Annotated in this window: 9 protein-coding genes; all 9 read right to left on the bottom strand. The window is 50.7% G+C overall.

The window, feature by feature from the left end:
* Positions 1–52: 52 nt before the first annotated feature.
* Positions 53–2503, bottom strand: coding sequence for a DUF4340 domain-containing protein (locus R3B84_18330; GenBank protein MEZ6142521.1), 2451 nt, complete (start codon positions 2501–2503; stop codon positions 53–55).
* 94 nt (positions 2504–2597) lie between these two features.
* Positions 2598–4292 (bottom strand): Gldg family protein, encoded by a 1695-nt coding sequence (locus R3B84_18335; protein MEZ6142522.1) that lies wholly within the window; start codon positions 4290–4292, stop codon positions 2598–2600.
* Positions 4293–4337: 45 nt separating this feature from the next.
* Positions 4338–4778 carry a hypothetical protein gene (locus R3B84_18340; protein MEZ6142523.1) on the bottom strand — a complete coding sequence of 147 codons (441 nt, stop codon included), beginning with the start codon at positions 4776–4778 and terminating at the stop codon, positions 4338–4340.
* A gap of 10 nt (positions 4779–4788) precedes the next feature.
* Positions 4789–6318, bottom strand: coding sequence for an ABC transporter permease (locus R3B84_18345; GenBank protein ID MEZ6142524.1), 1530 nt, complete (start codon positions 6316–6318; stop codon positions 4789–4791).
* 6 nt (positions 6319–6324) lie between these two features.
* A complete protein-coding gene (locus R3B84_18350) occupies positions 6325–7278 on the bottom strand; it encodes an ATP-binding cassette domain-containing protein (protein MEZ6142525.1) in 954 nt (317 codons plus the stop codon).
* Positions 7279–7792: 514 nt separating this feature from the next.
* The gene (locus R3B84_18355; GenBank protein MEZ6142526.1) at positions 7793–8311 is read right to left on the bottom strand and encodes a nucleoside deaminase; all 519 of its coding nucleotides are present in this window, start codon (positions 8309–8311) and stop codon (positions 7793–7795) included.
* Between the two features lie 9 nt (positions 8312–8320).
* A complete protein-coding gene (locus R3B84_18360) occupies positions 8321–10405 on the bottom strand; it encodes a hypothetical protein (GenBank protein MEZ6142527.1) in 2085 nt (694 codons plus the stop codon).
* Positions 10405–11091, bottom strand: a complete 687-nt coding sequence (locus tag R3B84_18365; protein MEZ6142528.1) for a phospholipase D-like domain-containing protein — start codon at positions 11089–11091, stop codon at positions 10405–10407. Before R3B84_18365 ends, R3B84_18360 begins: the two co-directional genes overlap by 1 nt.
* Positions 11092–11211: 120 nt before the next feature.
* Entirely contained in the window at positions 11212–12102 is an 891-nt protein-coding gene (locus R3B84_18370) for a prepilin-type N-terminal cleavage/methylation domain-containing protein (protein ID MEZ6142529.1), read from the bottom strand.
* Positions 12103–12114: the final 12 nt, after the last annotated feature.

Consider the following 12114-nt stretch of genomic DNA (forward strand, 5'->3'; position numbering starts at 1 on the left):
CTTGCCCAATTATGGGGCAACAGTCTGTTTGAATAATCCTTTTGAGCAATGCCTAATCTTTCTTCAAGGCAGCGGGGGCCTTGCGAATTTCCACAAATCGATCCGAGATCAGCACCACGTCGCCTGGGATGGTGCTTGATGTTGCGTAGAGTTTACCTTCTTTAACAGGTGGGCTGATTGTCAATACCACCGGACCACTCTCCAGCTCCAAAGTGAACTCCAAAGCATCTTTCTGCACATCCAGCTTTTGCTCTGGAGTGGGGCCAGTTCCAATTACTTCGAAGGTCAATGCCCGCAGTCCACAGATCGAATCAACCAGTTGGTTCACTTTGTCATTATCCAGGGTGAAATTGCCCTGAGTTTTGAATTTCCAATCTGCTCCATCTTTGACTAGTTCCTGCATGATGGGTGTACCGCTGAATGATGCCCAGCCCTTAATCGTCAACGATTTGGCTTTTGCAGGTTCAAAACGATGAATCGTTTTATTTACCAGTGGTTTGGTGCCAAGAATATCAATGGCTGCCTTACTAACTTCCAGCAGTAATACCCCATCGTTGCTTTTGAAATACACATTCCCAGGTGGCATGGTGGTTTCCTTGCCAAATAGATATTCCCGTTCGGTCATATCTTTCATCGTAACCACAATTCGGGTGGCAGGATTATCCGCGGTCAGGTTGAGTTGTTGCAGCAATTCATCGGTTTGTTGGTCAGCAACTACTTTCGCAGGCTTGAGTGCCGAAAGGGCGTTCAGGGTTTCCGCAATGGTGATACTGTCTGCTACGCGATCTTTCACATTCTCGGGCAAACTCAACGTCCATTTGGTAACGGAAGCAGCTTCACCGTTTGATTGCCGGCTGACATCCGATTGCAGTACGGCACCCTGAAACACTTTCATCCCCACCACATCGTTGACATTCAACGTGGGGATCGTTGCCTGGATATATTCCAGGCGTGGGCGGGTCGCAAGTCGCAGCACATCTACAGGCAGGTAAACATCCTGCTGGGCACCAGCCACCAATCTGCGTGCGTGCACCACTTCGCCAGTGTCAATTTCACCCAACAACACCGTGGCGGTGGGGTCTTTGCTGGTTGTGGGCATCACATCAGGCTTCATTGGATCGGGCTTAAAGGTCGCAATGCCCATTTCCCACACTTTCACCTGTGCTGCTGGTGCGGCAAAACCTTTCTTTTCATCAGGAAGTCCATCTGCTGGAAAACCCGAAATCAGACTTTTGTTTGCCAAACGATCAATCAGTTTTGTTACTGCACTGCTGTCTGCATTCAGCGACCGGCCTGCTGCATCGTATAGTTTCCAGATATCGTTCAGACGACGCAGCGAAAAAGTTTCAGCACCCAGGGTAATATCCAACGCATCCACTTGCAGCGGATTGATTCGAATAAAGGTGCGATTCCGGATCAGGTTGGGTTCTTTCAGCACCGATTTGACAGCACGCACCGCACTGGCATTGACTTCAGCGATGACGGAATCGCCTTCGAAGCGGGCATAAAAGCGATCGGTGCCAGGCTTATCCACCTGCTTACCCACGTACAGAGTTTCCTGATCGCCATTTTCACGTGTCAGATCGATCTGCAACATCGAATCTTTGCCCACTGCCAGGCCGTAGTTGCCCAGGTTGGCAATATCATCAATAAACGCACTGCCATCACCTGGGCGGATGGCTCGAATCTGGTTGAGGAGCACCCGCAGACTGTTGACCTGTGCTTCCCCACGGCGGGCATCCAGTGGGGCATCAATTTCCACAGCACCGTAATTGGCAGGTAAGCGAAACTGCCAGGTACTGGGAGCAACCCGGAAAATTGCTACTTCCTGGGAATCCTGACGAATACGCAGCGACTTTATTTCGGCTGATGGTTCAATCATGCCGGCACCCAGCATTTCACGCTCGCGGAAACTATCCATCGATGCGAGAATTTCAGCAGCAGTGGTGGCGGTTTTCGGCAGTTCATCCTGAAACAAAGCCACCAGTGCGGAGCGTCGGACTGCTTTTGCTTTTTTGGCATCATCGGCAACCGTTACATACACAACGGATCGATCCCCACCAATAGACACATTGCCCAACGATACACTGGTTTTCAGGTTATCTTTGGTTTTCAAGGTTATTGTCAGGCCGGGGCTGCTCAGACCGTGTTTGCCAAGATCGGGCGAAATATCTGCAGAGTTATCAGTTTTCGCTTCGAGCAGCGATTGAATTATTTTTTCCAGCCGTGCAGCATCTGCGCGGGAATTGGCAGGTTCGCTGATACGCCAGCCAGTGGCAGATCGGGCAAAAGTGAGCTTTGCCGGCTTGCCGCCTGGGCGTTCGATTTCGACCGATTGAATTTGTTCTGGTTCGATGCGGGCGGCGCGGAACGATTGCAGCAAATACCCTTCCACTTCCGGTGGGGCATCGCCATTACCGCCACTGAAAAGCAGGACCAGCAGTAAGACCAGCAGGCCCACGCCAACAACGCCTGCCAGGATGTAGGTTGTTCGAAAGTTCATTGGTGTCCTTCTCTGGTGTAATTCTTCAAAAACTCTGTTGTATTTCTTGTGGTGCTGACAGGTCAATGCACCGTTTTATTGTTGATTCAGGTGGTTACTTCTGTCGCAGGTACCACACGGATAAACCCCCACCTCCAATGATTACTGTTGCGAGCAACAACAGATACAGATAAGTGGATTTTTCAGTGCCTGTGGGCAACTGATAGCTGTTTGGCTTTTTCAGCGGAATCCCCAGATTGATGTTTCGCTGGCGTAACCAGTCGATCGATTGCGATACCAACGCTGCCTGTTTCTCAGGACCCACGAAGCGGCCAATCTGGCTGTTATCAAGCAGCATCAGGTCACTGCCAAACACTACCATGCGTGGGATCGGCTTCGCTTCCTGGGTGGCGGGTCGATCGGATACCGCAACTGCCACACTGACTGGTTCCATCGTAAAGCGCTTCGCTTCCAGAATCGGTTGCCCCTGTTGTAACATTTGTTCCCAGACGGTCTGGATAGAAGATTCATAGGAGGCTTCCTGCCAGATACCGCCACGGGAGATTGGTACGGTATTGTAAACAGACTGCACCAAGAATGGCCCTTCAGTAGACATCGGTGCCACACGGCGGGAATCGATCCCAAAGATCGGAATCTGATTATAAATCGCTGCGACTGGTTCCCGAAAACGCTTGTCCCATTCAGCAATAATCATGTTTCCAGGTAACTTGAATCGTTCTCCCAGAATGTACCCTGGTGGGGAAACGATCAAGCGTGTATCCGGCGATAGGTCCACGCCGAAGCCACCCAGCAGTGGTTCCAGGCCAGTTGGACTGACCCGTTGATCAACTCCCTTTATTGCTGGCAGAAAAGCCAATAAACGACCATTTCTGCGTTTCAAATAATCTTCCAGCGCCTTATAGGTGGGGGAATCATTGGTAATTGTTTGCCTGGGGCCTGCCACTACCACGACAGCAGCATCGTCTGGTACTTTCGGATCTTTCTCATCCAGTCTCAGTGGCTCCACCTGGATCTTTTCAGCCCGCAGGGCGCGGATCACCTCGGCCATCGTGTGAGGATCGTCCTGCTTTGCTTCCATGCCTAATTCGCCATGAGCCTGGGTGAAATAGATTTTTTCGTTTTCACGGCCGTCAACCAGGTAGGCGATTTCGCTCATTAAGACGGTCTCTCCCACAAACACCGGAAACGGTTGGGAACCTGGTCGTGGTTGTGCCAGACTCATCACATCCTGGATGGAAACAATACTTTTACGTGCACCGCCTTCACCTACAGCAAGATAAATGCCTAACTGTTTCTCGTTTTCAACGTTACTACGGCGAAATTCTTCCAATACGAGATTTACACGAGTAACATCGATACCCGGCGAAAGATATTCTACTTTAATGTTTTTGTTGAGTTCTGCACATTGACTTAGCAATCCCCGCATATCCGAATAGAGATTGCTGTATACATAGGGCCCATACCGAGATTGAATTTCAACTTCTTCATTTGAAGACAGAATCATATATATCTGGATTGGCGTTTCCAGCTTTTCCAGATACTTCTGTGTGGGTTCGCTCAGACCCTGGAAGGCGGTCTCATTGGTTACGAACGGCGTGGGGAATTGGTAAAAGAAAATCGTGTTCACCACCAAAATGACGAATGCCAGTAACACGCTGACAAATAACGAGTTGAATCCGTAAATCACCCGTCGAATCACGGCATTTCTTCGTTCCTGACCGCGGCCCAATTGCAGCACCAGGAAAGACCACAGCATCCCCAACAGAAAAACAATGCCCGCAATCAGCACGGGGCGGGATTCACCCGATTTATCTTCCAGAATCCATTGAAAAAGTTAATCTCGCCAGACTATCAGCAGCGAAAATCCCATTAACGCCACAATCAGGCCAATGGTTGATGCTACTGCGAGAAAGCCACTCATGACGGTCTGTAGTTTGGGGTCCGCATTGGCATCACGCATCGCCAGCGTCAGACCAGCGGCACCCATCGTCAGGGAAAGCAGCACGCAACATACCCCCACTGGAAGCTGGTGGTTGGTGTTCTCTTTCAGGTCCTTCACATCAACCTGCTTCTCATCTGCTGTGGGCTGTTCTGCCAATGGCCCTTTCGCTTTGACAGCATCGCTTTTGAACGATTTTACCAGGTAGTTTCCACCCAGCGCAATCAAGCCCAGGCTGGACAGCAACAGCACAATCCCCACGTAGGTGCGGTTGCGAATGATCAATTTGGCTACTGTTTCCAGCAACGAGGTGGGGGATACGGTTTCCGAATTCATCAGAGGCTCCTTACCACCAGCGGCGTGCTTCTAACACACGCACCGAAAGAAATGTCCAAAACCCAGCCAGGGTCAATTGAATCAAAAGGTCCCGCACATGCAGGTGGCCCCGCAAACTACTCCACCAGAAATGGACATAACTGGTGTGCAGGAAAACGTTCTTAAATGGCGATGTGGGTGGCACCAGCCTTTCCAGGAAGAATATCGCAAACAGAAAAAGCATTGCACCAAATGTTAATACCGCGGCCACCATCTGATTGTTCGTCAGCGATGATAGAAACAGTCCCAGCGATAAAAATGCCAGGCCAGTTACGGCCACGGCCAGGTAGAAGCTCAATAGGGTGCGAAATTCAAATGCGGTGCCGGTTTCTGCCACCAGCGCGACAAGGTAAATCGCATAGATCGACATGGTCAGCATGAAGAAAATAAAGCTGGCAAACAGTTTTGAAAGTACCACATTCCATTCTTTGACAGGTGCGGACATCATCATGTCGAATGTGCCCGTGCGTTTTTCTTCACTGATCAATCGCATCGTGATTGCGGGAATGATAAACAGTACTGGAACAACACCAAAGTAATCGCCCAAGTAATACATGACGATTGGTTCTGGTACTTCCTGAAACAGTTGTTGGGCAAACAGGTAAAACGCCAGCCAGCCAATCACCGCCATTAACAGCAGCACCGCATAGGCAATGGGTGAATAAAAGTAAGTTAGTAGTTCGCGTCGTGCCAGCACAACAACCTGCAGGTCGGATGCCATAAACAGCCCCACCAACGCCGCAAGCAAACCAATTCCCAGCACCAACATACCTGCAGGCACAAAAAAGGGCAGTGTATGGGGAATGATCGCTCGCAACATGGCGCTTGACATTGTTGCCAGTCCCAGTAGTGTCACAAACCAGGCACCACGGTAACCAAGTTTGGTATCTTCACCCGACTGTACCAGGAACGCAGCAAGATAACCTACTCCCAGCAGGCCCAGTGGTAAGCCGAAGCCCAACGAATACGCTGGGCGAAAGTGGGAACCAAATACTGCCACCAGAAACAGAATCATGCCGGAGCCACCCAGCATCATCAGGCCGTTTTTGCGGGAATCAGCATCCTGTTCGTTGCGGCAATATATCACCAGGAACAACAGGCCCAGCAGGATGGCGAACCAGCTATAAAGGTAACGCACCGATTCGATTCGTGTGGCGGCCGCAATATCATCCGGCTTGGCCTTGATCATACTGAAGGCAATTGCCAGGCCGAGGCCAACAATAGGCAGGCCCATCCCGCCACCGTAACCATAAAGCGTTGTTACCGTGGGATCAGTATCGCGGGATGCATGGAACAGCATCATCACGGTGCCTAACACCGTCGCCATCAGGCCGATGTGGGGATCGAGGCTGAACACGCCACGCAGGGCAAAGACCAGCACCGCCACACCCACAACAGTCATTACAAAACCAGTCAGCCCCACCGTGCGGGTGAACGACATCGCGTCTTCCTGCAAACGGGAAGGTGCCTGATCCGGTAGTGGTTGAATTTCAGTAGCCATAGTACCTCACGCAACCGCCTGTTCTGGTTCTTCGCTCATTACCACGTCCATATACACTGCTTCCACGGTGCGGCGTTTGCTGGCAAGTTCCAGCAGGCCCCAGCCCCGTTCCAGAATGGTGCGGGAAATCACTTCTCGCACATCCTGCTTGTTGTGGGGAACCAGATCGATCGAATGGATATCGTCTTTCGATTCCAGTACACGGGCACTTTGAATCCCATCGATCCGCTGTAAGTGTTCCAGAATAGCATCGACCGGCCCACGCACATGCAGAGCATAATACAAGTCTTCTGCTGCCTGCTTCATGGTCGCATCCCACCGGATGCGACCGCGATTGATAATCAGCACCCGCTCGCAAACTGCTTCCACTTCGCTCAGAATGTGGGTGGAAAGCATGATGGTGTGCTGCCCGGCGAGTTGTTTAATTGCCGACAGGGTTTCCCGAATCTGAATAGGATCCAGCCCGCTGGTGGGTTCATCCAGAATCAGCACCTTGGGATCTGCCAGAAGTGCATCTGCCAGGCCCACACGTTGGCGATAACCTTTCGATAGTGTGGCCAGCAGTCGCCTGCGGACACCCTGCACGCGGCACAGTTCAATGCAATAGTCCAGGCGTGCCGGACGCTTGCTGCGTTCAACGCCTTTCAGCTTCGCACGGTACGACAGATATTCTTCGACCTTCATTTCCGGGTACAGTGGCACACTTTCCGGCAGATAACCGATATGATTGCGAACCGCCATCGATTCCATCATCACATCGTGCCCACAGACGTAGGCATAGCCACTAGTGGCGGGCAGCAAGGTGGTGATCATCCGCATGGTGGTGGTTTTGCCGGCACCGTTCGGGCCGAGAAACCCCACCAACTGACCGTGGGGGATTTCAAACGAAATATTGTCCACCGCCATCACTTGTCCGTACGACTTGCAAAGCTGGCTGACACGAATCGCAGGCTGATCCATCTGGTTTCCCCATCAATGCAACAGAACAATGGCTATCCTATGAAAACACCACCTAACCTGACTATGCATTTCCCTTCAAGTGGTTTCCCGTAAAGCAGTTACGCCCAGGTGGTGCGGCAAAGTTCGCGCCCAGTACCTGGCAAAGCCATTTTTTGCTCGTGGTGGGGCATGGACGTAAGACGAACAGCAGCACGGAATCGTTTGGTAACAACTGCTCAACGGAAAAGATGGTCGTTTTGGACGTTTTTGCCAAAGCAGCTCATTGTATATACGCATGAACATTTCCCCTGAACAGAAATACTGTTTTTAAGTTCACATATATTAATATATCCACGTGCTTTTTCAAAAGTGAAATTTTGTTTACAAAACTGCAAGAATTCCAGAAATTGAATCTGCGTAAACTATTACAAATTAATTACTTACGGCATCAAAAACTTTTTTGTGAAAAATTCCAAAATAGATATCACCCCGACTGTACGTGGGTGCAAAAAGTACTGCCAAATGGAATTGAAAGCTACTTTTTGCCCATGCGGCGTTTCGCCTGAAAGAATGAACTAAGCAGAAATTTGGATTCTTCGGCCATGACACCACCCAGCACGGTGCAGCGATGGTTCAGGCGTTCATCATTGGTAATCTGGTAAAGCGTGTGGCACGCACCTGCTTTCGAATCGGTGGTGCCATACACCACAAAAGGAATGCGTGCCTGCACAATAGCACCCGCACACATGGGGCATGGTTCCAGCGTTACGTAGAGAATGCAATTTTCCAGCCTCCACGAATGCAGTGCCGCCGAAGCCTGGGTCAGAGCAATCATTTCCGCATGTGCCGTGGGGTCCTGTAATTCCTCCCGCTGATTGTAGGCAGTGGCGATCAGGCCCTGTTCACCGGAAATAATTGCTGCACCCACAGGGACTTCGTCGCGATCATAAGCCGTGCGGGCTGCTTCCAGTGCCATCGACATCCCATACCGATGGATGGGATGATCGGGCTGAGTGAACAATTCCTGCATCGCCGAAACAAGATCGAAGGTCACTTCACAAACTCATTCAGGGTGTAGTAACCTTCTGCGTGCAACAGTGGCTCTCCTTCTTTGGTAGTAATGCCTTCGAGACGCATTTCGTACACGGCCCTTGTGCAGATCCGGCACGGTAATCTGCACACCCAGATTGTCGGCATCCACCGTAACAGCAGTCACCTTTTCCGCACGGCGATCCATTTCGGGACAACCATAATTGCTGAAATACTTGTACGTGTATGACTGCATGCTGTAGGCTTTCAGTTCTTTGGCAATTGTTGGGTCAATCGGCTTGGTAAACCGCAGTGCATAGCCAGTTTTGGTCAGTTTCATCGTCAGGATTTCGAAAGGCAGTTCGCCCGTATATTCCAGGCGTTGCAAACCAAATGGCTTACCTCCTAGAGATCCCCAGCCACGGTTGGTCTGGCCTGCAAACAGGCTGCCATCGGGTGCAAACACCAGTCGGTTTACCCCACACTGGAAGCCACTGCGGAATGGGAAACAGGCGCCCTGATAGGTATCGCCGATCTTTTGCAGGTCGACCCGCATGATCATCGATTTGGTCTGGTCGCCCACCAGGCATTGGCCACTAAAGGGCCCAAACTTGCCACCCGTGGTATCCCAGCGTGGTTCAGTAACTGATTGCCCCATGCGGCCATACGGAAACCAGATGCACGGTGGGGTGAGTTCCGGGAAGGTCACTGGCCCATCCTTTTTAGTGGGTGTGCCGTCGTACATCATTCCACTGGCAACCTGATCGTTCTTTTTCTTCTCGTCGTAGAACTTGGTGTGCTTCAACCAGGGCAAGCTTGCCTGGTGGCCATAAAATTCGCCCTTGCGAATGTGGTGCATTTTGTTGGAAGCCACCCACTCTCCTTGATTATCGCAGTAGAACAGGTCGCCATCCGGACTGAAGTTGACACCGTTCGGTGAACGCAACCCATAGGCGTATGGTTCCATCTTGCCATCGGGAGACACTTTCACGCACCAGCCACGGTAAGGTGATTTGCCCTGGTGGCCCCCACCAAAGCCCACGTTCAAAGTAATGAAGAAATTGCCATCTTTGTCAACAGCAGGCCCAAAGGCAAACTCGTGGTAGTCGCCAGCGTTGCCCCACTTGTCGCAAATGGTTTTGAAATCGTCAGCAGTGCCGTTGCCATCCTTATCGGTTAATAACGTCATTTCCGGACGCTGCACCACGTACACTTTATTGTTATCCACCACGTGAATGCCTAGCGATTCGTGCAGGCCACTGGCAAACAGGGTCATCTTCACATCGTTCGGGTCGGCTGCAGTGGGGTTGTGAATCAGCCAGATTTCCCCACGTCGGGTGCAGGCAAGCAGCTTACCGTCTGGCCGGAAAGCAAGCCCACCCACTTCCAGAACGCAATCTTCCGGCAGTGGGATCGTCGACATTCGATAGTGCTTCGCTTCCGCAGAGCTATTCACGGCGCTGGAATTTCCATCAGGGAAATCGCGGCGGAGCTGGTTTTTTACCACAGCCGGAATCGATTTGGTTAGTTCTGGATGCACGTAAACAGAAAAATCGCCAGCTACGTTACTGATTTTGATCAGCAGTTGATTTTTACCTGGCTTCAAGGCCAGTTCGCAACTGTTCTGGTCGGGCGCTGCCGGACGCACCGCGTTTTCCTGCAGCAATCGTTTGCCGTTCAACCAGACAGCAATGCCATCGTCGCTACCCAGTTGCAGTGGCATTAATTCCGGTTCATCACCTGTAATCTCAATTTCCTGGTAAAGGTAAACCACCGTATCGTTCGATTTTGGGATAATCTGCTTCAGATTTACCACCGTACCCAGCTTCATCTGGGGGAATTCTTTCCATTGCAGTGCAGCATTCCCTTTCCCCTGGTATTTCGCATCCAGTTTGAGCTCTTTTTCGGGTGCGTATTCCGCGGCGAGGCCATTGTTATCGGTATTGTCAAACGGCCCCACCCAGTACCACTTTCCTTCCAGATTGGGCAGCTTGTTGGCTTTCAAAGTGGCACGAATCGAGTCGCGTCGATTACCTTTTTTCACATATTCGTTCGGTGGTTCTGCCCACAGTAATTGTGGGGTCACCAGTAAGCAAGCCAGTATGATTCGTTGCATCATTATCCCAGTTGTTTCCAGAGTTTTTCAAAATTGCTACGAAACTCCTTCACTAATTTGGAGTCCGGCGTGACGATCAGGTTTTCATTATTGTATTCCGTCGCACTTCGTGTCCAATTGAAGCTGCCCGAAAGCAGCCGGACATCATCGAAAATAGCATATTTGTGGTGCATGTGGGCTTCGGTTTCGTCCATGATACATGGAATGCCTGCACGCACCAGTCGAACAATATCGGACCCCTGATCTTCCGATTTATCGTTATCGGTAATCACGCGAACCTTGATCCCACGGCTGTGAGCCTGGATCAGTGCATCGGATATCCGGTCGTCGGTGATGGTGAAGACACACACATCGATCGAAGTGCGAGCAAGCTGGATCTGTCGCAGGATTTCCTGGATGCAGGCCATCCCTGGGCTGAAACAGGCAAATGCATCTTCCTGACTGTCATTTCCCAACTGTGGCAACAACAATTTATTGACATCTTCCAGCCAGTCGATGATATCTTTAGGATTTCCACTGGTTACCTGTTCCTGGGCCACCTGAAACACCAGACTACGAGCAACCCCCCGCTGCTGATCGGTGGTGCAGTGCTGTTCCAGCCAACTCTTTAACGTATTTTTCTCTGCTTTCTGTAACCGTTGATCAGCAACAATGGTGAGCAGTAATTCTTTTAATTCCTGGGTATTCATCTTTTCCGCTGGGTTGTGGGTGAAACACCGCCTGCACAGTATCCCCGATTGGTGGGGGAGATGCAAGCGGATTTTAGGGCTGAGAGCAAACAAGATTTGTATAAACCTCGGGAAATAGTTCTACCAATCCCCAAGTACTTCTCCCCCATTTGGAGTTACCATGCCCCAAAAGACCTGGGGTGTAATGGAAGGACTTAGAATGCGAGTACTGCCATCTGCAAGCCCAACCTGAAGGCCACGTGCTGAAGCTGCGTTCGGAAGTCGGGGATTGCAATCTTCTACTCGTGGACGTACCTGGAATACCACCCCACCTTCAGAAGTAGTTACAGGTGGGTTGCCAGAGGTAACAGGGACATAATCGCCAGGTTTGGGTCGGCCATGTTTATTAGCCATTGCAAAAGTGGCAGGTTGCACTGGCCCCCAACTACCCTGTGGCCCTTGTACGGTACCTACGGTGTAAATAAACGCGATGCCACTGCAATTCCATGCATAGTGTTCTGAAAACCAAATTGTTTGGGACAATCCGTCAGTAATATTCTTCAAGTCTGGTCGGGCAGCGAAAAACTGCATGTTGATGCCGTAACTGGAAGCCGAGAGTTTTTCTGAATCGTATGGCCCTTCAAACTGGGCTAATAACGGAGCAGTCATCCCGCGCGAGGGATCCAATGGAGAAAAATAAGTCCGAATGGGCAACCAATACACTTCGTCGAACCAATTAAAATCCTTACTTTCGAAACGTTGGTAAGCTGACAGTTCACCTAAGTAAAGGAGAAGTTCAATTAAAGTCTGATGGCGATAGTTTGGCCAGAAGTGGATGTGCCCTGGTAATTTGCTTTCGTTTTGGTCTGCCAGTTGGTGGCACGCCAGACCCATCTGCCGCAAGTTATTCAAACTTTGAGACATCAATGCAGCTTCGCGTACCTTTTGAATTGCTGGTATTAACAGACCAACAAGCACGGCAATAATTGCGATCACAACCAGCAATTCAATCAGCGTAAATGCCTTTCTCATGGGCGTCATCTC

The sequence above is a fragment of the Zavarzinella sp. genome (genome assembly GCA_041399155.1).
Classification (GTDB): domain Bacteria; phylum Planctomycetota; class Planctomycetia; order Gemmatales; family Gemmataceae; genus JAWKTI01.

Bases quoted from the DNA above. Each gene is read 5' to 3' on its own strand.
- R3B84_18330 (MEZ6142521.1), bottom strand. From the start codon at position 2,503: ATGAACTTTCGAACAACCTACATCCTGGCAGGCGTTGTTGGCGTGGGC.
- R3B84_18340 (MEZ6142523.1), bottom strand. From the start codon at position 4,778: ATGAATTCGGAAACCGTATCCCCCACCTCGTTGCTGGAAACAGTAGCC.
- R3B84_18345 (MEZ6142524.1), bottom strand. From the start codon at position 6,318: ATGGCTACTGAAATTCAACCACTACCGGATCAGGCACCTTCCCGTTTG.
- R3B84_18350 (MEZ6142525.1), bottom strand. From the start codon at position 7,278: ATGGATCAGCCTGCGATTCGTGTCAGCCAGCTTTGCAAGTCGTACGGA.
- R3B84_18360 (MEZ6142527.1), bottom strand. From the start codon at position 10,405: ATGATGCAACGAATCATACTGGCTTGCTTACTGGTGACCCCACAATTA.
- R3B84_18365 (MEZ6142528.1), bottom strand. From the start codon at position 11,091: ATGAATACCCAGGAATTAAAAGAATTACTGCTCACCATTGTTGCTGAT.
- R3B84_18370 (MEZ6142529.1), bottom strand. From the start codon at position 12,102: ATGAGAAAGGCATTTACGCTGATTGAATTGCTGGTTGTGATCGCAATT.